The 24,420-nt window shown below is 36.9% G+C and carries 20 protein-coding genes and 1 pseudogene; 5 read left to right on the forward strand and 16 right to left on the reverse strand.

Going from position 1 to position 24,420, the window contains the following annotated elements:
* Positions 1-175: 175 nt before the first annotated feature.
* Together ACUN26_RS23135 and spo0F are read right to left on the reverse strand one after the other, a co-directional pair.
* Positions 176-1,033, reverse strand: a complete 858-nt coding sequence (locus tag ACUN26_RS23135; RefSeq protein WP_001131849.1) for a class II fructose-bisphosphate aldolase — start codon at positions 1,031-1,033, stop codon at positions 176-178.
* 211 nt (positions 1,034-1,244) lie between these two features.
* On the reverse strand, positions 1,245-1,613 hold the full coding sequence (gene spo0F / locus ACUN26_RS23140) for a sporulation initiation phosphotransferase Spo0F (protein ID WP_000398594.1): 369 nt from the start codon (positions 1,611-1,613) through the stop codon (positions 1,245-1,247).
* A gap of 201 nt (positions 1,614-1,814) precedes the next feature.
* Between spo0F and ACUN26_RS23145 the strand changes: the two genes are divergently transcribed.
* Positions 1,815-2,339 (forward strand): DUF2529 domain-containing protein, encoded by a 525-nt coding sequence (locus tag ACUN26_RS23145; protein ID WP_000912398.1) that lies wholly within the window; start codon positions 1,815-1,817, stop codon positions 2,337-2,339.
* Between the two features lie 30 nt (positions 2,340-2,369).
* Here ACUN26_RS23145 and pyrG read toward each other — a convergent pair whose 3' ends face one another.
* The 8 genes and pseudogenes from pyrG to ACUN26_RS23185 form a co-directional block, all read right to left on the reverse strand.
* The gene (pyrG, locus tag ACUN26_RS23150) at positions 2,370-3,977 is read right to left on the reverse strand and encodes a CTP synthase (protein WP_000170441.1); all 1,608 of its coding nucleotides are present in this window, start codon (positions 3,975-3,977) and stop codon (positions 2,370-2,372) included.
* Between the two features lie 257 nt (positions 3,978-4,234).
* The gene (rpoE, locus tag ACUN26_RS23155) at positions 4,235-4,765 is read right to left on the reverse strand and encodes a DNA-directed RNA polymerase subunit delta (protein ID WP_001009769.1); all 531 of its coding nucleotides are present in this window, start codon (positions 4,763-4,765) and stop codon (positions 4,235-4,237) included.
* Positions 4,766-5,055: 290 nt separating this feature from the next.
* Positions 5,056-5,685: a TetR/AcrR family transcriptional regulator gene (locus ACUN26_RS23160; RefSeq protein WP_000238592.1), complete on the reverse strand. Its 630-nt coding sequence runs from the start codon at positions 5,683-5,685 to the stop codon at positions 5,056-5,058.
* Positions 5,686-5,751: 66 nt separating this feature from the next.
* Positions 5,752-6,891: an acyl-CoA dehydrogenase AcdA gene (acdA, locus tag ACUN26_RS23165; protein ID WP_000545536.1), complete on the reverse strand. Its 1,140-nt coding sequence runs from the start codon at positions 6,889-6,891 to the stop codon at positions 5,752-5,754.
* A gap of 21 nt (positions 6,892-6,912) precedes the next feature.
* Complete coding sequence (locus tag ACUN26_RS23170; RefSeq protein WP_001011192.1) at positions 6,913-8,043, reverse strand: acyl-CoA dehydrogenase; 1,131 nt, start codon at positions 8,041-8,043, stop codon at positions 6,913-6,915.
* A gap of 70 nt (positions 8,044-8,113) precedes the next feature.
* Entirely contained in the window at positions 8,114-8,965 is an 852-nt protein-coding gene (locus tag ACUN26_RS23175; protein WP_000538855.1) for a 3-hydroxybutyryl-CoA dehydrogenase, read from the reverse strand.
* A gap of 56 nt (positions 8,966-9,021) precedes the next feature.
* Positions 9,022-10,304: pseudogene (locus ACUN26_RS23180) on the reverse strand (acetyl-CoA C-acetyltransferase).
* A gap of 9 nt (positions 10,305-10,313) precedes the next feature.
* Positions 10,314-12,425: a heterodisulfide reductase-related iron-sulfur binding cluster gene (locus ACUN26_RS23185; RefSeq protein ID WP_001086767.1), complete on the reverse strand. Its 2,112-nt coding sequence runs from the start codon at positions 12,423-12,425 to the stop codon at positions 10,314-10,316.
* A 448-nt stretch (positions 12,426-12,873) separates the two neighbouring features.
* Here ACUN26_RS23185 and cls point away from each other — a divergent pair, with 448 nt between their 5' ends.
* The 3 genes from cls (at position 12,874) to ACUN26_RS23200 (ending at position 17,858) form a co-directional block, all read left to right on the forward strand.
* The gene (gene cls / locus ACUN26_RS23190) at positions 12,874-14,067 is read left to right on the forward strand and encodes a cardiolipin synthase (protein WP_000499184.1); all 1,194 of its coding nucleotides are present in this window, start codon (positions 12,874-12,876) and stop codon (positions 14,065-14,067) included.
* Positions 14,068-14,099: 32 nt separating this feature from the next.
* Positions 14,100-15,053, forward strand: a complete 954-nt coding sequence (gene uvsE, locus ACUN26_RS23195) for a UV DNA damage repair endonuclease UvsE (RefSeq protein ID WP_000605894.1) — start codon at positions 14,100-14,102, stop codon at positions 15,051-15,053.
* Between the two features lie 126 nt (positions 15,054-15,179).
* Entirely contained in the window at positions 15,180-17,858 is a 2,679-nt protein-coding gene (locus tag ACUN26_RS23200) for a DUF4084 domain-containing protein (RefSeq protein WP_000609945.1), read from the forward strand.
* Positions 17,859-17,874: 16 nt separating this feature from the next.
* On the opposite strand, the gene papR is transcribed toward ACUN26_RS23200, so the two are convergent.
* Together papR and ACUN26_RS23210 are read right to left on the reverse strand one after the other, a co-directional pair.
* A complete protein-coding gene (gene papR / locus ACUN26_RS23205) occupies positions 17,875-18,021 on the reverse strand; it encodes a quorum-sensing peptide PapR (RefSeq protein ID WP_000734723.1) in 147 nt (48 codons plus the stop codon).
* 89 nt (positions 18,022-18,110) lie between these two features.
* The gene (locus ACUN26_RS23210) at positions 18,111-18,968 is read right to left on the reverse strand and encodes a helix-turn-helix domain-containing protein (protein ID WP_000542899.1); all 858 of its coding nucleotides are present in this window, start codon (positions 18,966-18,968) and stop codon (positions 18,111-18,113) included.
* Between the two features lie 165 nt (positions 18,969-19,133).
* Here ACUN26_RS23210 and ACUN26_RS23215 point away from each other — a divergent pair, with 165 nt between their 5' ends.
* On the forward strand, positions 19,134-20,882 hold the full coding sequence (locus ACUN26_RS23215; protein WP_001109521.1) for a M4 family metallopeptidase: 1,749 nt from the start codon (positions 19,134-19,136) through the stop codon (positions 20,880-20,882).
* 40 nt (positions 20,883-20,922) lie between these two features.
* Here ACUN26_RS23215 and ACUN26_RS23220 read toward each other — a convergent pair whose 3' ends face one another.
* From ACUN26_RS23220 to ACUN26_RS23235, 4 genes are read right to left on the reverse strand one after another with little or no spacing between them, the layout of a single operon-like run.
* Entirely contained in the window at positions 20,923-21,525 is a 603-nt protein-coding gene (locus tag ACUN26_RS23220) for a response regulator transcription factor (protein WP_000619274.1), read from the reverse strand.
* On the reverse strand, positions 21,522-22,652 hold the full coding sequence (locus tag ACUN26_RS23225) for a sensor histidine kinase (protein WP_000570637.1): 1,131 nt from the start codon (positions 22,650-22,652) through the stop codon (positions 21,522-21,524). Before ACUN26_RS23225 ends, ACUN26_RS23220 begins: the two co-directional genes overlap by 4 nt.
* Entirely contained in the window at positions 22,653-23,387 is a 735-nt protein-coding gene (locus tag ACUN26_RS23230) for an ABC transporter permease (protein WP_000646291.1), read from the reverse strand. It abuts the gene before it with no gap.
* Positions 23,384-24,286, reverse strand: a complete 903-nt coding sequence (locus ACUN26_RS23235) for an ABC transporter ATP-binding protein (protein ID WP_000416592.1) — start codon at positions 24,284-24,286, stop codon at positions 23,384-23,386. The genes ACUN26_RS23230 and ACUN26_RS23235 overlap by 4 nt, the downstream gene beginning before the upstream one ends.
* Between the last annotated feature and the right edge of the window lie 134 nt (positions 24,287-24,420).

The raw sequence follows: 24,420 nt of genomic DNA on the forward strand, positions 1-24,420 counted from the left end.
TCGAGCAAAATTTATCAATTTAGATACGTTATCACATTTATTAATAGGACTATGCACATTATTTTCTATTTCAAAAACGAAATGATAAAAATCTTTAGACTTGTTCACGCTTTCATTATACAACGAAAGGAAACCGTCTAAAAGACTAGACGGTTTCCAAAACGGAATTTTATTCTTACGCTTTACCGTTAGAACCGAATTCGCGAATTTTACCAGCAACAGTTGCTTTGATAGCTTCGCGGCCAGGTCCAATATATTTACGAGGATCGTAAACTTCTTGATCTTTGTTTAATGCTTCACGAACAGCTTTTGTAAACTCAATTTGGTTCTCAGTGTTTACGTTAATTTTTGAAGTACCTAAAGAAATAGCTTTTACGATATCAGCAGTTGGGATACCAGTACCACCGTGTAATACTAAAGGTACGCCAGTGAAGTCGCGAACTTGCTCCATTTCTGCGAATCCTAAGTTAGGCTCACCTTTGTAAGGACCGTGTACAGAACCTAAAGCTGGAGCTAGGCAGTCGATGCCAGTTGCTTCAACAAGGTGCTTACACTCTGCAGGATCAGCGTAAATTACGCCTTCAGCGATGATATCATCTTCTTGTCCGCCAACTGTTCCAAGCTCAGCTTCAACAGATACGTTACGAGCGTGTGCGTATTCTACCACTTTTTTAGTAGTTTCAACGTTTTCTTCGAATGGGTGGTGAGAAGCGTCAATCATTACAGATGTGAAACCTGCATCGATTGCTTCTTTACATTTTTCGAAGCTTGAACCATGGTCAAGGTGAATCGCTACAGGAACAGTAATGTTCATTTCTTCGATTAAAGCTTTAACCATAGCTACAACTGTTTTGAAACCAGTCATATGACGAGCTGCACCCTCAGATACACCTAGGATTACAGGAGATTTTTCTTCTTCCGCAGCAGCTAAGATAGCTTGAGTCCACTCTAAGTTGTTCATGTTGAATTGACCAACTGCGTATTTTCCTTCTAGTGCTTTGTTTAGCATTTCTTTCATAGAAACTAAAGGCATGGTGAATCCTCCTAAAAAACGTTTTTTGTATCCGATAAATTCTTATCGCTGGTAGTATGACCAGAATAAGGTAAAATATGTATATTTACATACCGGACTTTTTTCTACACTCAATAGGATAACAACTTGTACTCAAAAACTCAACTGTATTCACCTGCTCAATAGTCCATGTAAACGCTTTTTTCCATATTTTTTATAAAAAATTCATTTTTTACGCCTCTACAGCAAGCTCATTTCTCACCGCTTGACGAATTTCATCAATATCAAATGGTTTAGCAAAGTGCATTAAAGCTCCTAAATCTTTTGCCTCTTGGATCATATCAAGCTCTCCATAAGCAGTCATTAAAATTACTTTAATACTCTCATCAATTTCTTTTACATGCTTTAAAATCTCTATACCATCCATACCTGGAATTTTCATATCTAACACAACTAAATCTGGATTATCTTTTTTCACGATATCTAAAGCTTGAAATCCATTCGCTGCTTGGAACGTCTGATAACCTTCTTTTTGGAACACTTCATGTAATAACACACGAATGCCATATTGATCATCAACGATTAAAATTTTCCCTTCCATAACTCCCAACCTTTCTGTATAAATACAAGATTTAAAGCTTCTTATATCTTAACGATTTATTTTCGCTATTCTTTGGCAAATTCCTTCCTATTCTTTCTTATTTTACCGTTTCCTTTTTTGTTATGCTACCCTACGATTTCACCTTTCTAAAAAAATACACTATAATGAAAGCCGGCGAACACGTACGAAGGGAGTAACATTATGTTAAAAATTTTTTCGACTCAATTAAGTGGTTATTTCTCCAGAGTTTCTCAAAAAGAGGAAATGAATATAGAAGATAGCGCTCGTCTACTTGCTCAAGCATTAGTTGGCGATGGCTTCATTTATTTACATGGTACAAATGAAATGGATGGTGTTGTTGCTGAAGCACTATTCGGTGCTGAACCAATGCAGCAAGCGAAACGTTTATTTGAAAATGATACAGAAGCAGAAGTAACTTCTGCAGACCGTGTACTTCTTATTAGCCGTTTTTCAACAGATGAAGAAGCGGTAAATATTGCAAAAAAACTTCAAGAAGAAGGCCACTCTATCGTTGGAATCTCTGCTATTCAAGAAGGTATTGAATCACTGGAACAATATACAGATGTACATATTGATACAAAGCTGTTAAAAGGTCTTATTCCAGACGATGAAGGTAATCGCTACGGATTCCCAAGTTTAATGATAGCCTTATTTGCTTATCACGGATTGAAATTTACAATTGATGAAATGTTAAACGAATATTAAAAAAAGCGCCCTATTTCAGGCGCTTTTTTATTACTTGCTCTCTTTATTCGTAATAGAAGCACTTACGAAATCATGGAACAATGGTTGTGGACGGTTTGGACGAGATACAAGTTCTGGGTGGAACTGTGCTGCCACGAACCAAGGATGATCTTTTAATTCAATGATTTCAACTAGGCGACCGTCTGGGCTTGTACCAGAGAATACAAATCCTGCTTTTTCCATATCCGGACGGAATTGATTGTTGAACTCATAACGATGACGATGACGCTCATATACAACCGGCTCACTGTAAGCTCTATAAGCATTCGTTTCTTCAGAAAGCTTACATGGGTATAGACCAAGACGAAGTGTACCACCTAAGTCTTCTACATCTTTTTGCTCTGGTAATAAGTCGATGATTGCATAAGGTGTGTCAGGATTAATTTCAGAAGAGTTAGCTCCTTCTAATCCTAATACGTTACGTGCAAATTCGATTGATGCAAGTTGCATACCTAAGCAAATTCCTAAGAATGGAACTTTGTTTTCACGAGCATATTGAATTGCAACGATTTTACCTTCTACACCACGATCTCCAAAACCACCTGGCACAAGAATACCATCTGTGTCACCAACTAATTCTTTTACGTTCTCTGCTGTTACGTGCTCAGCGTTTACCCATTTCACTTCTACATCTGTGTCGAATGAATAACCTGCATGACGAAGTGCTTCTACAACAGAAATATATGCATCTTGAAGCTCTACGTATTTACCAACAAGAGCGATTTTTGTTTTCTTAGAAAGGTTACGTACTTTATCAACTAGCGCAGTCCACTCTGTCATATCTGCAGCTGGATTGTCTAATTTTAAGTGATCGCAAACGATTTGGTCCATGTTTTGCTCTTGAAGAGATAATGGAACCGCGTATAAAGTATCTGCATCGCGTGCTTCGATAACTGCTTTTGTATCGATGTCACAGAATAATGCAAGCTTGTCTTTCATATCTTGAGAAACAGGCAGTTCTGTACGAACAACGATAATATTTGGTTGAATACCTAAGCTACGAAGCTCTTTAACGCTATGTTGCGTTGGTTTTGTTTTCATTTCACCCGCTGCTTTTAAGTACGGGATTAACGTACAATGAATGTACATTACATTGTCACGACCGATGTCGCTCTTAATTTGACGGATTGCTTCTAAGAATGGTAGAGACTCGATATCACCAACAGTTCCACCGATTTCTGTAATAACAACGTCCGCATTTGTTTCGCGACCAGAACGATATACACGTTCTTTAATTTCGTTAGTAATGTGAGGAATAACTTGAACTGTTCCTCCTAGATATTCACCACGACGCTCTTTTTGAAGAACTGAAGAGTAAATTTTACCTGTTGTTACGTTGCTGTATTTGTTTAAGTTGATGTCGATAAAACGTTCATAGTGACCAAGGTCTAAGTCCGTTTCTGCACCATCATCTGTTACGAATACCTCACCGTGTTGGTATGGGCTCATAGTCCCTGGGTCTACGTTAATGTACGGATCAAACTTTTGAATCGTTACGTTTAAACCACGATTTTTTAAAAGTCTTCCAAGAGATGCTGCTGTAATACCTTTACCTAAAGACGATACTACACCGCCTGTTACAAAAATATACTTAGTCATGAAAAAGCTCCCTTCTACCTTGTTGTTATATAATCACCGTTGCAAAGCGCAACGTATGTAGATAACACTGTATCTATCTTATTGTTAGACTCTTTTTGTATTCTAAACAAAAAACAAAAAAGAAAATTGCTCCCCTCATCACAAAAAGTAACAAGTAGGGAGCAATTTTCTTTTATATTTACACTTTAAAAGTATTATCGTCCTTTTTTAAAGAGCCCAAAAATGATTCTACATGGACGATAATGAAAAGTCAAGAACTACAGTTCTTCCTCTTCTTCTTCAGTTTCATCATACTCAAGTTCTTCTTCAGCGAAGTCATCTTCATCATCTTCATCTAAATCATCAAGATCATCGTCATCTCCGTCTTCTTCTTCAAGAACCTTGTCCAAATCTTCTACTTCTTCTTCTTCCTCTACATTTCCGTCTGCATCGTCGAAGTCATCTTCGTCTTCCATGTAGTCGTCAAAACCGTCCTCTTCAACTTTACGTTTCTTCTTCGGTTTTGGCTGAGGCAGAATTTCTTCATCGATTTGCTCATATGGGTACCAGCTACGTAGTCCCCAACGATTTTCTCCTAAATTAATGAAGCGTCCATCGATGTTTAAATCTGTATAAAATTGTGCGAGTTTCGCATTAACTTGCTCTTGAGATAGTCCCAGCACTTGAGCGATTTCTTTAACCAACTCGTTGAATGTCGTTGCTTGTCTTTTATCCCCTAAAACGCTATGTACAACTTCAATCATTGAACATTCTTTTAGCTCTTCTGGTGAATATTGCTTAAAATTCACTTATGCGGCACTTCCTTTCATCAAATATAACCTTATATATAACGGTCTGCTTAAAAAAATCCATACTATTCATTATAAACAAAAGTCGCACAAATATGCTACAAAAAAAACGGGAAACTTTTATCCCGCTATTTGCGAGCAGTAAAACTCCCGCCTCAACATTCGGCTGGAGCAAAGAAGTTAGGCGGAAGCCCCGCTACCTGTAAACGCCTGATTTGTGAAGGCTACTAATCGGCTTTGGATGAACATCCTCACTTTATATGGTAATAAAATTATAATTTGTCCATTCCTTACTTCGGAAGCATATGCGCCCCTTGCAACACATACCTAATTTGCATTTCTGTATATTCTTCGAGCGTATACAGTTTTTGCAGCGCCCAACGTCTAAATCCCCACATCTGTCCTTGTATGAAAATGTTATGTGCAAGAAGCTGTATTTCTTTTTTATTTAATATAAATGTTCCATTTTCTGTACATTGTTCTAAAATATTCTCAAACATTCCTACCATTTGAAACTCTTTCTCTAGTACGTATGGGAGTGATTCTTTTGGTAAAAACCGTACTTCTTGATACATGATTAATACTTCTTCTTGCAATTCGTCCATCACTTTAAAGTAATTTGTTATCGCTATCTTTAAACTGTCTATACTTCCCTTCTCCGTGCATACTACTTCCTCTAATCGTTCTTTTACATGTTCATAAATACTATCACAAACTAAATATAATACGTCATCTTTCGTACGAATGTATTCATATAGTGTTCCGATACTAAATCCGGCCGCTTTTGCAATCTCTCTCGTTGTTGTACGCGGGAATCCTTTTTGCTTAAACAGTTGCACCGCACCTTTAATCATTTGTTCACGCCTTAACGCAACTAATTTTTCATCTTTTACTGACGCATGCACATTATGTTTAACCATCCCCTTCACCTCTCTCTATTATTTTTTGGAAGGAAAAAGCGTAGGAAAATACCTACGCCTTTGCCCCTACTTCGTTAACATACGAGAAATTACGAGCCTTTGAATTTCTTGTGTTCCTTCATAAATCTGTGTAATCTTTGCATCTCGCATATAACGCTCTACTGGATAATCTTTCGTATAACCGTAACCACCAAATACTTGCACAGCTTCAGTCGTCACCTTCATCGCTGTATCACCTGCAAATACTTTTGACATCGCTGATTCCTTCCCATACGGAAGCCCTTCCGATTCAAGCCACGCAGCTTGATATGTTAAAAGGCGCGCAGCCTCTACATCCGTTGCCATATCCGCAAGTTTAAAGCCAATCCCTTGCTGCGCCGCAATCGGCTTTCCAAATTGATGGCGCTCTCTTGCATATTCTACAGAAGCATCTAAAGCCCCTTGTGCAATACCAACTGCTTGTGCAGCAATACCGTTACGACCGCCATCTAACGTTTGCATTGCAATCTTAAATCCTTGCCCTTCTTCTCCTAGTAGGTTTTCTACAGGAATACGGCAATCTTCAAACATAATTTCAGTCGTTGGCGAAGAGCGAATCCCTAGTTTACTTTCCTTCTTCCCAACCGAAAATCCTAGCGTATCGCTTTCCACAATAAATGCGCTCGTGCCGCGCTGCTTCGATTCAGGATCTGTTAACGCAAAAACAACATAAATGTCAGCAATACCGCCATTTGTAATGAAAATTTTCGATCCATTTAATATGTAATGGTCTCCATCTCTTTTGGCGATTGTCTTCATTCCACCAGCATCTGATCCAGAACTCGGTTCCGTTAAACCGTATGCACCAATTTTCTTCCCTTCAGCCATCGGTCGCAAAAACTTTTGCTTTTGCTCCTCCGTTCCGAATTTAAAAATCGGCCACCCAGCAAGTGAAGTATGAGCGGACAGCGTTACACCTGTAGAAGCACAAACGCGTGATAATTCTTCGATCGCAATTACGTACGCTAAGTAATCGCTTCCAATTCCACCATACTCTTCAGGCCATGGAATACCTGTCAAACCAAGCTCCGCCATATGATCAAATAGCTCGCGGTCAAATCTCTCTTCCTCATCACGCTCAGCTGCCGTTGGTGCTACTTCGTTCTTAGCAAAATCCCGAACCATTTTTCTTATCATTTCATGTTCTTCTGATAATTTAAAATGCATTTCCGTCTCCCCCTCTTCCCTTTATAAAGCACGGCTGATAACAAGTTTTTGTATCTCACTCGTTCCTTCATAAATTTGCGTAATCTTCGCATCACGGAAAAATCTCTCTACCGGATAATCTTTCGTATAACCGTAACCGCCAAATACTTGTACCGCTTCAATTGCAACTTCAACTGCTGTCTTAGAAGCAAATAACTTCGCAATAGACGCTTCTTTACCGCATGGTAATCCTTGTGCTCTAAGCGATGCAGCCCTATATACAAGTAATCGCGCCGCCTCCACACTTGTCGCCATATCCGCAAGTTTGAAGCCAATCCCTTGTTGCGCCGCAATCGGCTTTCCGAATTGCTCTCGTTCCTTTGCATAATCTATCGCACATGCGAGCGCCGCTTCCGCGATCCCTAACGCCTGCGCCCCGATTCCAATTCGTCCAACATCTAAATTCGCCATCGCTACCTTGAATCCTTGTCCCTCTTCACCGAGTAAATTCTCAGCCGGCACTATCATATCTTCGAACGTAAGTTGAACTGTACGAGAACCGAGAAGTCCCATCTTATGTTCATCTTTTCCGATAATTAAGCCTGGCGTATCTTTCTCTACAATAAATGCAGAAATACCACTTTTTCCTGCATCTGGATTTGTAGAAGCGAAAACGATGTATGTACTTGCTTCGCCGCCATTTGTAATAAATACTTTCGATCCATTAATGATGTAATTATCACCTTTCTTGACAGCTCGTGATTTCAAACTCCCTGCATCTGATCCAGCATTTGGCTCAGTTAAGGCGAATGCACCTAAATATTCACCAGCCGCAAGCTTAGAAACATATTTCTGCTTCTGCTCTTCTGTTCCAAAATATAAAATCGGGTTCATTCCAACTGACGTATGTACAGCTAAAATTACACCAACCGTTGCGCTTACTTTTGAGATTTCCTCAATTGCTAAAATGTAAGAAATAAAATCCATTTCTGCGCCGCCGTATTTTGCAGGCGCTGGAATACCCATTAATCCAAGCTCACCCATCTTTTGCAAAATCTCTGTCGGGAACACCCCTTGTTCCATGCTAGGAACAAAGGGTGCTATTTCCTTCTGTGCAAAATCCCGAACCATTTTCCTCATCATCTGTTGCTCTTCATTAAAACGAAAGTTCATATACTCCGCCTCCATTTGCTATATATCTTTTAACAATTTGGTAAGACCACTACTCTATACAAGGAGGGATTTACTCATAAACGTAGAAACCACGGCCCGTTTTACGCCCTAACCATCCTGCATTTACGTACTTACGTAGTAATGGACATGGGCGATATTTACTATCTCCTAATCCTTCATGCAACACTTCCATAATGTATAAACACGTATCTAAACCGATAAAATCAGCTAGTGTCAGAGGCCCCATTGGATGATTCATACCAAGTTTCATTACTTCATCAATCGCTTCTTTCGTCGCTACACCTTCATATAACGTATAAATTGCTTCGTTAATCATCGGTAATAAAATACGATTCGATACAAATCCCGGGAAATCATTTACTTCAACTGGCACTTTTCCGATTTTTTTCGTAATATCTTCAATCGTTTCATAAACTGTATCATCTGTAGCTAAACCACGAATAATTTCAACGAGCTTCATAACGGGAACTGGATTCATAAAGTGCATACCGATTACTTTTTCTGGGCGTTTCGTTACCGCTGCAATTTCAGTAATTGGAAGAGATGACGTATTCGTTGCTAAAATTGTATGATCTGGAGCAATTTCATCTAAATTCGCAAATATTTTCTTTTTAATATCCATTTTCTCAACAGCTGCTTCAATAACAAGATCAGCTTCTTTCACACAATCTAAATCAAGAGTTACTGTAAGACGATTTAACGTTTCCTCTTTCTCTTCTTCCTTCATGCGTCCTTTTTCTACTTGACGCACTAAGTTTTTCGTAATGATAGCTAACCCTCTATCTAATTGCTCTTGTTTTAAATCTTGAATCTTCACATCATATCCTGCCATTGCACACACTTGCGCAATTCCCGATCCCATTTGTCCCGCACCAATTACAACTATTTTTTGTACACCCATTCTTTCTTCCCCCTTAATATAAGTCTGTAATAAATGAATCGTTTTCTCGCCGTAAATTAATGAACCTCAATCATAACTGCATCACCTTGACCGCCACCGCTACAAATCGAAGCAATTCCAATTCCGCCGCCGCGCTGCTTCAGTGCATGGATAAGTGTAACGATAATACGCGCTCCGCTTGCTCCAATTGGGTGTCCCATTGCTACCGCGCCGCCATTTACATTCAATTTTTCTGGGTCAATACCTGCAATCTCTGTACTCGCAATTGCTACTGCCGCAAACGCTTCATTAATCTCGAATAAATCGATGTCTTCAATTGTCTTGCCGGTCTTTTTCAATAATTCGTTAATTGCATAACCTGGCGTTCTTGGGAAATCTTTTGATTCTACCGCGATTGCCGTATGTGCTAAAATCGTCGCCAAAGGCTTTCTTCCTTCTTGCTTCGCTCTGTCCTCGCTCATTAATACAAGTGCAGCACCGCCATCATTCAGTCCTGGAGCGTTACCAGCTGTTACTGACGATGTCTTATCAAATACAGGTTTTAATTTCGCTAACTTTTCAATTGTTGTATCTTCACGCGGCGCCTCATCTTTAGCAACGACGATAGGATCGCCTTTTCTTTGCGGAATTGTTACTGGTACAATTTCCTCTTCAAAACGCCCTTCTTTATGCGCTGAAACCGCACGCTGATGACTACGATATGCCCATTCATCTTGGGCTTCGCGAGAGATTCCGTCTTCCTTCGCAACTTCACCGCCATAAACGCCCATGTGTATGCCTGAAAATGCGCATGTTAAACCATCTGCCACGTTTAAATCGATAACTTCGTTGTTACCCATTCTGTATCCCCATCTTGCACCTCGTAAAATGTAAGGACTGTTACTCATTGATTCCATTCCACCAGCTACAATAAGTGATTGATCACCAGTACGAATAATTTGATCTGCTAACGTAACCGCACGAAGTCCCGATGCACAAACTTTATTTACTGTTTCCGTCTGCACTTCCCAAGGGATTCCAGCAGCTCTCGCAGCTTGACGAGATGGAATTTGCCCCTGTCCACCTTGAATAACCGTTCCAAATATAACTTCTTCAACATCACTAGCAGAAACATCTGCTCTTTCAAGCGCTGCTTTAATTGCAATTCCTCCAAGTTCTGTTGCCTTCACATCTTTTAAAGATCCTCCAAATTTTCCAACCGGTGTTCTTGCAGCACTTAAAATAACTGTCTTATTCATATTTCTTTCCCCCGTTTCTTTTTTAGTACCGAGCGCTCGCTCGGTATCCTTGCGTTGAGAAGAGGTGCAATAATTGCACCTCTTTCTAAAGTTGTATACATGCTTACAAACTACATTGCTTCTTTCTTCTGTCCGATAACAGATCGTTCTAAAATCTCTGTTACATCAAGTGTTTGAACTTTCTCTTCTACTTCCTTCGCTTTCGTCCCATCACTAATCATCGTTAAGCAATACGGACAACCTGTACCGATAATGGATGGTTGCACAGCTAGTGCTTGTTCTGTACGAGCAACGTTAATACGAGAACCCGTTGTCTCCTCCATCCACATTAAGCCACCACCTGCGCCACAGCACATTCCTGTTTCACGGTTACGTGCCATTTCTACAAGATTCACACCAGGAATTGCTTTCAAAATATCGCGCGGTGCTTCGTACACTTCGTTGTATCGTCCTAAATAACAGGAATCATGGTACGTAACTGTCTCCTCAATAGCGTGAACAGGTTTTAAGAGTCCTTCTTTCACCCACTGAGCTAACAATTCTGTATGATGATAGACTTCTGCTTGTAAGCCAAAGTCTGGATACTCATTTTTGAATGTGTTATAAGCGTGAGGATCAATCGTAACGATTTTCTTCACTCCTGCTTTTTCAAATTCTTCGATATTCTTTGTTGCCATCTCTTGGAATACGAACTCATTTCCAAGGCGGCGCGGTGTATCTCCAGAGTTCTTTTCTTTATTACCAAGAATCGCGAATGAGACGCCTGCTTCGTTCATTAACTTCGCAAACGATATCGCAATCTTCTGACTACGATTGTCGTATGATCCCATCGAACCTACCCAGAATAAATATTCGAACTCCTCGCCAGCTTTTGATTTTTCTTTTACAGTCGGAACTGTTACTTCATCATCACCTTGGCGCCATGTTTCACGCTCTTTACGGTTCAGACCCCATGGATTCCCTTGACGCTCGATATTCGTCATCGCACGCTGCGCTTCCGCATCCATCTTTCCTTCTGTTAAAACAAGATAGCGGCGTAAATCAATAATTTTGTCAACATGCTCATTCATAACCGGACACTGATCTTCACAGTTACGGCACGTTGTACAAGCCCAAATTTCTTCTTCTGTAATAACATCTCCGATTAAACTCGGATCGTAAGCTAGCGCTGTAGCTGCTGATTCTTGCTGCCCTTTTCCAGCTGCCATCATCGCTAATTGATTTCCTTGTGTATTATTAAAAGCAACTACTGGAACCCAAGGTGCTTTCGATGTTACCGCCGCTCCTTTATCAGTTAAATGATCCCGAAGTTTTAAAATTAAATCCATCGGTGATAACATTTTTCCTGTTCCTGTTGCCGGACACATATTTGTACAGCGCCCACACTCTACGCAAGCGTATAAATCAATAAGCTGATTTTGTCTAAAGTCTTCAATTTTACCAACACCAAATGTTTCTTGCGTTTCATCTTCAAAATCAATCTTTTCAAGCTTCCCTGGATTTGAGAGACGACCGAAGAAAACGTTAGCTGGTCCAGCAATTAAATGTGCATGTTTTGATTGTGGAACATAGACTAAAAATGTTAACAAAATTAGTAGATGCACCCACCAAGAAAAATAGAACACTGAAATGGCTACGGTTTCATTTATTCCCGAGAAAACGTAAGCGATTGCAGAAGCGATCGGTTCACTCCATGAAAGTTCCTCGCCGTGCCATATAATTCCCATCCCATTACCAAGTAGTACAGAAATCATTAAACCACCGATAAAGATAAGAACAAGACCTGATTTAAAATTACGTTTCAAACGAACTAGCTTCTCAACATAACGTCTATGAAAAGCCCAAAAGACTGCGATTAATATAACGAGTGTGACAATTTCCTGGAAGAATGTAAATGCAGGGTATAGTGGTCCAAGTGGAAGATGCGATCCTGGTGCGAGTCCTTTCCAAACGAAGTCAATTGCTCCAAATTGGACAAGAATAAATCCATAAAAAAACATAACGTGAATAATGCCGCTCTTTTTATCTTTCAGCAGCTTTTTCTGACCGAAAACATTGACCTTAAGAAGATCCCAACGTTCTTTGAAGCGACGGTCAAATTCAATCTTTTTTCCTAATTGTATGTAGGCCATTCTCGTTCGTATAAGATATACAAACAAATATCCCGCATAAGCAATAACAGCAATGGCAGCCAGCCAATTAATGATCAGTAAGCTATTCATTTTTATGCTACCCCTCTCTTTGTAAGCCTTCTTTCTTTTTTTAGAATCTTCAAAAACATATAATTTTCTGAATTTTATCCCCTACCTTCATTATATAATGAGTGAGCATTCAGTCAACAGTTTTTTGTTATACAACAACATATTTTTTAATAAACCTGTTTATTTGGGTGAAACTATAAAGTGAAACTTTAGTCAGTGGGGACTGTCCATCCCCCACTAATTATTAGTTAAATCAATCGGGCTTTTACGGGCAGTTGATTTCAACCGAGCTTCCTCGTATTCAGCGGATTTTAAGGCGATTGTCTTACTGCCCGTTGAAGCGGGATAAAGTGAAACCTTAATGAACAAACCGGGCTATCTTCTAGTTAAATTTTTGGTAGCATTCTTACTCCCCATATCATTTGTAACACACTGAAGGTGAAAAGAATGCAAAGGAGGGACTTCACTCATGTTCTATTTCTCTCTCTTATTCATATGCGTTACTCTTTGGATCACAATTGACCTTTCATATGGGAGACTTCTTCATTTAAAACGTGTGCGTTCCCGTACTTTCCCTTTACGTCAAAGTGATTTTCACCTTTATACATATGGGAAAGATTTATACGATGCTTTATTTACTGATATAAAACAAGCCCAGCACCACATTCACGTTTTATTCTTCATTGTAAAAAATGATAAGATCAGTCGTGAATTTTTAAAGTTACTTATTGATAAGGCAAAAGAAGGCATTGAAGTAAGACTGTTACTTGATCGATTTGGTAGCCATTATTTATCAAATGAAGCAATTCGTTCCCTACAAAAACATGGTGTCTCTTTTTCTTTTTGTCATAAAGTCAAATTCCCTTTCCCTTTCTTTTCTGCCAATCAACGCAATCATAGAAAAATTACAGTGATTGACGGGAAAATTAGTTATATTGGGGGATTTAATATCGGCGAGGAATATTTGGGACATAATGAGCAATTAGGATTATGGCGAGACTATCATTTACGTCTTACAGGAGAAGGCGTTCAAGATTTACAAAAACAATTTTTACATGACTGGTTGGATGATACGAACCAAAATTTATTGGATGCTCCTCTTTATTTTCCGAAACAGGAACCTGGTACCATCCTACATCAATTCATTCCAACCGATGGTGCCTATTTACAACATACCTTTTTACATTTAATTAAAAGTGCGAAAAAGGAACTTTTTATCGGTACACCATATTTCATTCCTGGCAAAAAAATTATGAACGCTCTATTAAAAGCACGAGAAAGAGGGGTCCAAATAACAATTCTCGTTCCAGAAAAGGCTGATCATGCCCTCGTTCGAGAAGCGAAATTCCCGTACTGCCGAAAGTTAATACGGGCTGGTTGCAATATTTACGCATTTCAACAAGGGTTTTTTCACGCTAAAGTTATTATAGTGGACGATGATATTTGCGATGTTGGAACTGCAAACTTTGATATGAGAAGTTTATATAGTAACCATGAAATCAACTGCCTCTTATATGATAGGCACTTCATACAGGTGGTAAAAAATAAATTCCATGAAGATTTAAAAAATGCGTCATTACTTTCCTATGACGATGTTAGCCCGCTTTCCCTTATAGATAGAGGAAAGGAATGGATAGGAACGATACTTGCTTTCTTCTTATAAGAAAGGTGATGAATAAAAGAGGTGTATTCCTTATGATTATGCGGTTTGGATACGTCTCACATGCAATGGCATTGTGGGACTGTTCTCCTGCTAAAACGATGACATTTACAACTTTTAAAAAACTCAATAAACAAGAGCGAGAGGATAAACTGTACGATGTTACAAGGCAAAATTTAGAACATACGATACGTATCCTTCATTACAATATCGCACATGAAATCCCATTATATCGTCTTTCTTCTTCCATTATTCCACTTGCAACACACCCTGAAGTTGAATTTGATTATATTGGAGCATTCATGCCGCTTTGGCGTAAAATAGGTTCGTTAATTCAAGAGCACAATTTACGAGTAAGTTTTCACCCAAATCAATTTACATTATTCACAAGCGATAAGCCGCATATTACAACTAATGCAGTTACGGATATGACCTATCATTATAAAGTATTACATGCGATAGGAATTGCAGATTCTTCTTACATTAACATTCATGTAGGTGGTGCCTACGGAAATAAAGAAGCAGCAGTTGGACGCTTCCATGAAAACATAAAAAAACTTCCTGCACATATAAAAAAACAAATGACTCTAGAAAATGATGATAAAACATATACAACTGCTGAAACTTTATCAATTTGCCAAAAAGAAAAGATCCCTTTCGTATTTGATTATCATCATCACATGGCTAATCTTTGCGAAGAATCACTAGAAGAATTACTTCCTGCAATTTTTGAAACTTGGTCACATACAAATATCCCACCTAAAGTTCATATTTCCTCTCCTAAATCAGAAAAAGAATTTAGGGCTCATGCAGATTATATTAATTTAGAATTTATTAAGCCCTTTTTACACATTGCAAAAAAAATTAATTATAATTTTGATATTATGATTGAAAGTAAACAGAAAGATTTAGCAATGTTACAATTAATAAGTGAGCTTTCTTCTATAAAAGGAATCAAAAGAATAAATGGCGCAACATTACAATGGTAAATTGTCATGTTGCGTTGTTTTTTTCAAAAAGTAATTCTTATAGTAAAAAAGTTCCTATTTTATATGATATTATTTAAATTAGCATTTTCATCCTGCGATTCAACTTTATTGAAACGGAGTCATCATATGATTAATCAAAAAAAATATGTACAATTTGTCATGATGTATATAATTGTATTTTCTCTTTGGATATTCCTTATTCCAAATGAGTGGAACATAAAAGAAATTGGAATCCTTTTCTTATTTTGTTTTGCCGCAATCTTTTCTTGTTATTGTTCCTATAAAGCAATTAAAAAAATGAAGCGTGGTGATAAATTATTTTGGGTGTTATTATTATGTACTTGCCTATGTGGATTGGCTATGGAGATAACTTTATTCCTTCATTCACTTTCTATATGCGATCAAGTCCTATTCTCTTATGAGGCACTACCTTTTTTCATCATACAATATATTTTACTCTTTTCTGGATTTGCTATAAAGTTCATAAAACATTACTCTATTAGAGGCCTTGCTCAATTTTCATTCGATAGTATCTTTATCGTTATTATGAATATTTATTTTACCTTAACCTTTATTTTAGATCTTTCAAGCTTTCATACGTTAACAAAGGATACGTGGGTTTTAATTGGATATTTTATTGCACAATCATTAGTCATTTACGCCGTTATTAGCCTATATAGAAGAGAACAATATTCTTCTAGTAGAATTTCATTAATTATTGGCTTTACTATCATTCTTGTATACGGATATATACAGCTATTCCAGTTAAACACAGGAATAAAAACTTCTGCTGAATTCTCTTATTTAATACATACTGCTTCGATTTTATTAATTGGTTTATCGTCCATACTATACATTTTAGATAAGCCAATGCAACATGAAACAAAAACGAAATATTATCGATTTGATTATGTACGCTTTATATTGCCTTATTTTAGTATAATCATTACTTTTTCCTTTATTATCATTCAGCCTTGGGATGATAAATTCATGTTAATTGGTCTTGTATTATCACTTATTTTATTATTCTTGCGACAACTTTACATGTGGAAAGATAATAAAGTCTTAATTGATACATATGAACAGCTGACTACACAACTAGAAGATGAAGTTGAAGAAGGTGCTTCTGCGTTATCAAAAAGTGAACAACGTTATAAATCTTTATTTGAAGATCATCCTGATGCCGTTTTCTCTTTAAATATGCATGGTGTTTTTCAGCAATCTAACACAGCTTGTGAAAGCTTATTTACTGCTTACTATTGTGAAGTAGCAAGCTATTCCCTTCTGCACTTTATTGATCCAAAAGATCATGACTTACTAAAAAGAGCATTACAAATAACAAAAGAAGGTAGACCACAAACTTTAGAGGTTCGTACGAAAGAACAAGAAGGCTATTACTATTACCTTCACATTACACTCATACCTACTTTTATAAATAAAGAAGTTGTTGGGATGTTTGGGATAGCGCGTGATATTACAACTTTATATGAAAAACAAAAACAAGTAGAACATTTGGCATTTCATGATGCACTTACTGGATTACCAAATCGCCGCAAATTCGAAAAAGATTTAAAAACTATTTTAAATACAGCTCAAACTAGCGCAAATGATGTTGCCGTCATGTTTCTTGATTTAGATCGATTTAAAAAAATTAACGATCGACTCGGTCATGATGTCGGAGACTTATTACTAATTGAAGTAGCAAAAAGGTTACGCGGATGTTTGCGTTCAAAAGATATCGTTGCCCGCCAAGGCGGAGATGAGTTTACAATTCTATTACCAGATATGTACTCAGAAAAAAGTGCGGTTTTTATAGCTGAACAGATTTTAACTATTTTAAACAAACCATTCTTCATTAAAGATGAAGAACTATCTGTTACACCGAGTATCGGCATTGCAATGTATCCTGATTACGGAACCGATGTAACTGAATTAATGAAAAATGCCGATTTAGCTATGTATCGTGCGAAAGCAAATGGAAAAAACAGATTTGTTTTCTTCTCGAAAGAAATGAGTATTGCACAAAATGAGATTGAGTTCTTAGAAGGTGAACTTTCAAAAGCATTACAACAAAATGAATTTTTCCTTGAATACCAACCACAAGTAAGCACAAAAACAAAACAAATTATCGGTTTTGAAGCGTTAATTCGTTGGAAACATCCAAAACTCGGTATCGTATCTCCTGCCCAATTTATTCCTCTAGCAGAGGAAACAGGATTTATTATTGAACTTGGAAATTGGATTTTACGTACTGCCTGCTCAGAAGCAAAAAGATGGCATAATCAAGGTTTTTCTCACTTAAAAGTTGGTGTGAATTTATCTGTTGTTCAATTTAACCATACAGATTTAATCCCAACTATTTCAAAGGTGTTGAAAGAAACAGAACTAAAACCGGAAGCACTAGATATTGAAATTACAGAAAGTATCGCTATTAACCAAAATCAATCTGTAGTTGCAAAGCTAGAGCAGCTTCAAAATCTCGGTATTCAAATTTCAATAGATGACTTTGGAACTGGTTATAGTTCTTTAGCTTATTTAACAAAATATCCAATCAACACATTAAAAATTGCTCGAGAATTTATTTGTGGAATTACAACAAGTCCTTTAGAGGAAGCAATTATCTCTTCCATTATTACACTATCAAAAGAATTAAATTTAGAAGTTATTGCAGAAGGTGTAGAAACAGAAGAACAATGGAAATTTCTTTATGAACAAAACTGTGACCACATTCAAGGATTCTTTATTAGCAAACCTGTTTCTAGTAAAGACGTTTGGATGTTACTCCATAAAAAAACAACCGCCTAAGTAAGACGGTTGTTTTTTAGTACTCATAAGGTACCTCTTGAGCTAATTGTACCTCTTGATCATTATGAGAAATTATTTGGCTTTTCTCTAATGCTATATCTCCTAATGAAATACCCCATGCCATCGCTAACGTTAATAGACTACCAATAAGCAGTTTCTTCATATTCCATCACCTGCATTTTTTCTTTAAATATACCATGAAAATTTATCCACATTTTATGCAATTATGCATATTTGTTTTTTAGGTCTTTTTTATTTTTTCATTTTTTTCATAAGTGATTCTTTTAATGCGTGGTTTCCTAACATATCAAAAAAGAAGCATGCTTTTTCGTAAGCATCTTCAATTTCTGCTCTATCAGACCCTAGCTTTGCTAAGCATTCACCTTTTCGAAAGTATAGCTGTCCAATCAATGTCATACTATTAATTTGACACGATAGTTCAATAGCTTTATTTGCGTGGCAAAGCGCTTCTTCGTATTGATTATCTGAGTATAATGCTTTTGCATGATTATGTCTCACCTTTACATCAAATTCTTTATTATCATGCAATGTCTCTAACTGTTTTAATATATTTTCAAATAACTCAATAGCCTTCTTCAAATAGCCATTTTCAGCATAAATGTTTGCAATTGCGTTTTCAATATAAAGATTCTGATATACATCTATTCCTGCCAATTGTTGATTGAGCAATTTCTTTAATTCTAAAATACAATATTCGTAATCAATTTTTTTCAATACGTAAGCTGCTACATGATATTGCCATTGAAGAAATTGCTGAAGCTCGGGATGATATTCTTCCTTTTTCAGTTCATTCCATACCCTATTATAAATTTCTTTATATTTTTTTTGCTTACAAAGCGTAATAATTCGATCTTTTAACTGCTTATTCCTCTCAATATCAGAATAAATGAGTACCTCATAAAAATGAATAATGGGAACTTGTAATTTTGCTGCTATACCTTGCAATATATCCATACTTGGGTATACCGCACCCGATTCAATTCTACTCACTTCTGATTGATGACATATGTTCTCGGATAACTGTTTTTGTGTTAATCCTCTCATCACCCTAATTTTCTTAATTTCAATTCCTAATTTTTCTGCGTGCATACTTACTCACCATCCCATTATAACAATCTAATTTTTTGAGTTGTCATACCACTACAATAATGTGAATTCGACAATTTTTGATATGAAATAATGCATAATATATATAAAATCTGGCAAATGTTTCATACAATTCATCTCACATACAATAGATTAGGAGTGTTATAGATGAATTATAGAAAACTTGCTAGTGCATTCGTTACATTCGGTCTCCTTTGTCCTTTATCCACAGAAGCTATTCATGCCCAAGAATTAAACAAAAATGAAGTGAAAGTTGAAATTGCTCAGCCTGGTTTAACAATCGGAAAATTAACAGAACCTCAAAATGATACGAAAGAGAATATTGCTAAAAAATATTTAAAAGGTGAGGTAAACGGGGCTAAAGCTCAACAAGAGCAAGTTACAACTGAAAAAAATGTTGATTTTCAACCTACAAATAAAGAAACAAAAGAAAATCAAACCGAAGTTCGCCTTGCACAAACTTACAAAAACTATAAAGTATATGGTCAAGATCTTATTGTAAACGTAGATAAAAATGGAGTAATTACAACTGTTAGTGGTAAAGTTGTCCAAAATTTAGACCAACAACCTAATCTTACTATAACAAATTTTTTGTCGAAAAATGAAGTAAAATCTAAATTACGCGATATACTTCAAATTCCAAGCGATGCGACTGAGACAGAATTCACCAACGAAACCGTTGTTTATAAGAAAAAAGATGGATATTACACATTTGCAACTGTTATTACCTTTACTTACGAAAACAATGAACAAATTATAAACGGTAATGCAATCCTTGATTTAAAAACTGGCGAGGTACTTTTCCAAGAAAAATTCATTAAAAATAAAGAGAATAAAACTATAAATCAAGTAACATCACCTAGACTATCCCTCGCAAGTGAGCAAGGAACTGGGAAAAATGCACTTCAAGAAAACATCTCTTTCAATATCGCCAAAGGGACTGACGGAAAATTTTATTTAGCTGATTTATCACGCGGAACTGGCATATATATTTATAATGCAAACTATGCGGACTCTCTCGGCGGATATAGTCAAGCTGGTTATCCAGGGACACTAGTTTCAAGTAGCACTCCTAACTTTGCAGATAAAGAAGCAGCGGGTGCTATGAAGAATATGAGTGATATTTATGACTACTTCAAAAAAGAACATAATCTAAAAAGTTACGATAATAAAGATTCAAAAGTTGTTGCTAGTGTACACGGTTTTGATTCTACTGAAGTTAGTGATGGTGTAAAAGAAGATTATGTAAATGCATTTTGGCACCCTGCTTGGAATCAAATGGTATTTGGTGATGGTTTAAACGGAAAGCTCACTTCAGCCCTTGATGTAACAGCCCATGAATTTGGACATGCTGTATTCAGCGGTACGACAAAGAATAAAATTGTGAGATATCCAAGCGCTGAAACATCTGCGTTAAACGAGGGACTAGCAGATTTCTGGGGCACACAAATCGAATATTATGTAAAGAAAGATAAGGGAAACTGGATTATGGGCGATACACTAGGTGGCCTAACAATCCGTGACATCCCGGGAGAAATTGGTGACGGTGGTCATAAATTATATACAAACTTACAAGATTTTTATAACGATGGAAATAATCAAGAGTCTCACGTAAATTCTGGTATCATCAGCCACGTATTATATCAATTAGCTGAAGGTAAAACATATAACAATGTTGCTGTTCAAAAACAAGGCAACGAAAAAGTAAGTAAAGTTGTTATGCGCACATTGCAAAATTACGCAACTTCAGCTGAAGATTTTGAATCACTCCAATCCCACATCGTACAAGCTGCAAAAGATTTATACGGAAATGCCGTATCAAATGAATTTGCAAAAGCATTTGAAGCACATGGTTATAAACCATTACAAAAAATAAATAGAGTAATAGAAGTATAATAATAAAAAAGAAGTTTACCGTTCGTAGGTAAACTTCTTTTCATATCCATCCCTTTTCTTCCGCAATTGTAATTGCCTCAATTCTATTTTTCGCGTCGAGCTTCGTTAACACTTCAGAAATATAATTACGTACTGTGCCCGGTGAAAGATAAAGTGTTTTCGCAATTTCATTTGCAGTCTTTCCTTCTTTAGCAAGTAACAATACTTCTTTTTCACGATCTGACAACGGATTTTGCTCCTGCCATAAACCAAACATTAAATCTTGAGAAACCTCTCGTTTTCCCTTCATTACATTACGAATCGCTGCGGCTAAATCTTCACTTGGGCTATCTTTTAACAAATATCCGTGCACACCAGCTTTCATTGCTCGTTCAAAATAACCAGGTCTTGCAAATGTTGTTAAAATCATTACTTTGCATGATGATTTTTCTTTCTTTAAAGTCTCAGCGACATCCAATCCACTTTGAATCGGCATTTCAATATCCATAATACTTACATCTGGCTTTAACGATTCAATTAATTTTAACGCCTCTTCTCCGTTCGCAGCTTGCCCAATCACTTCCATATCATCTTCTAAATCAAGTAGGGCTCCTAATGCACCACGAAGCATCCGTTGATCTTCCGCAATAATAATTCGAATCATACCCTCACCTCATCTTTTCCTGTTCTAATGACCACTGGTACTTTTACTGTTAATAGCGTCCCTGAATGTATCGTATTTAGTTCAACAAATCCATCAATAAGAGCAATTCGTTCTTTCATGCCGCGAATACCATTTCCATCATTGTTTTGATCCTCTAAACCAATTCCGTTATCTTCTACTTTCAAAATCAGTTCACCTTGTGATTCTAATACAGAAACTGTACACTGCGTCGCCTTACTATGTTTTACAACATTCGTCACAGCCTCACGTAAACACATGCCTAAAATATTTTGTTCAATCGGTGATAACGAACTTGCACTCGCTTCTTGTTCTATTTCTAACTCAATGTTAGCAGCTTGTAAGATCGCTTTTATTTGCTCAAGCTCTTCTTCTACTGTAATCATGCGCATATCAGAAATTAATTCCCTCAGCTGTTTTAAAGCGGTACGAGATGTTTGTGTAATTTCCTTTGCTTCCACACTTGCACGCTCTGGATTTTTTACGATTAACTTCTCAACAAGCTGGCTTTTTAACGTAATAAGAGATAACGTATGACCTAACGTGTCATGAAGATCCCGTGCAATTCGCTGCCGTTCTTCACGTTTTACTAAATCTTTAATTTGCTCATTCGCTTCGTTTAATTGGTTCTTTAACATCTTTTTCTGATTAAAATTACGCATACCAAATGGCGTAAGAAGCATTAAAATAAACATCGGAACGATATTTACTAAATTTGCCGGTGTTAGTTGATTCATATTTACAAATACAAATGCTCCGAGCATTACAACTAACAGACATAGTAGCACTCGAAATACTTTCTTACTTGGCGCAAATCCCATCGCACTTGCCGTGAAAAAGCCAAAGAATATCATGAAAGGATTATAAAATATGGCAAATAAAAAGGTTAATATCATTTGAATAAACGCCCACAAAACGAACGTCTTCTGAACAAAATAAAGTTGACGGTATGTGATAATGAAGACTATCAACATACCGATCCCCATTACAAGTTTCCATCCTGATACTTGTGTTAAATTATAAATTGGAAATAACAAATATACGAGCCACATATACGGAAAAAAACCCATATGTTTCGGAAAAATTTCCATCCTCTTCTTCTCTATCATTTATACCGCTTCCTGTCTTTTTCTTATATATATTGATACTACAACAAATATAAGGAAATAACCTCCTAATACCGCGATATTTTCCCATCCAATTGATTTTCCAGCTACAATATCCCACGCACCGCTTCCAAAATGATATGTCGGTGTCCATTCACCAATCGTTCTTAATATTTTCGGGAATACTTCAATCGGCATCCATAACCCGCCAATTACAGCTAAACTCATATTTAAAATATTTGCTAGGCCAGCAGCTGCATCCGCCTTCTTAATGGAACCTATTACTGTTCCGAGTGCTAAAAATGGTGTCACACCTAACAATAACCATAATCCAGCACCAATCCATTGTCCTACCGTTAACTCAACATGATTAATTAATATCCCTGCCATAAAAATAACTAAGATTGAAAAAGCATTTACTACTGTTTGAGCGATAATTTTTGCTGTTAAATACGCCCCTTCAGGAAGCGGTGTAATTTTTAGAAGATGTGTCCAACCTTGCCCTCTTTCCTGAGAAAGTCTCACACCAAAACTAAAAAGTGCAGTCCCTACAATACTAAAAGTCGCCATAGAAATTAAATAATGTGCTTTCCACGCATCTCCGTTTTGTGGCACTTGCACAACATTTGTGAAAATGTAGTAAAACATAACTGGCATTAATAATGAGAAAAAGATAAATAATTTATTACGGAACGTACGTAAAATTTCTATTTTGCATTGCATCCATAAAGCTTTCATGCAATTTCCCCCTTTTGATTTGCGACAAACTGTTCAAATGCTTCATCGAGACTTCCACGTTCAACTGAAACATTTGTTACAGGTAGATTCTTCTGATAAATTGCTTGTAGAGTGGCATCTGTATCTTCCGTCGTTAAAGTGAAGCGCCCTTCATTTGACTGTACTTCTGTTACATGCGGTAATTCCTTTAGTAAACTCTTAGGGATTTTTTCTTTAGAATAAAACGAGATCGTTTTTCGAGAAATCGTCGCTTTCATTTCATCTGGTGTGCCATCTGCGATAATTTTTCCGTTCGCAAACAATAAAATACGATTCGCCAACGCATCTGCTTCCTCTAAATAATGTGTTGTTAAAATAATCGTTTTCCCTTCACTTGCTAACTTTTTAATCGTTTCCCAAAACGTTCTTCGAGACGTAATATCCATTCCAACTGTCGGCTCATCTAAAAATAACAAATCTGGATTTCCCGAAAGTGCGAGTGCAAAATTTAATCTTCTTTTTTGCCCACCTGATAACTTTTCACATCTTTGCTTTCGCTCTGATTCCAAATTTGATAACTGTAGTAATGTTTCTTTCGCTACCGGGTTTGTATAATAACTGCGGAATAGCTCAATTGCCTCTTCCACTGTAATGCTATCAATCACACTTACTTCTTGTAACATTGCCCCAAGGCTATTACGAACGCCTCTATGCTTTGGACTCTTTCCAAATATAGAAACTGTCCCTTCTGTAGGATCTTTTAATCCAAGCATCATCGAAATCATCGTCGTCTTCCCCGCACCATTTGGTCCAAGTAATGCTACTATTTCCCCTTTATCCACGTGAAATGAAACGTTACTTACTGCGTTTTTATGTTTAAATGTTTTAGAAACACCATTTATCTCAATAACCTTTTCCATCTCTCCACCCCCGCTGTTTCTTATATTTACATTGTATTCCTTGGAAAAGTTAGGAAACAGTATGATGCGTCATGACATCCATATGACAATTGTCATGTATTCTTTGTGTGAGGAATCAACCCGCATACCGCAAG

This window comes from Bacillus sp. WC2503 (assembly GCF_052682895.1).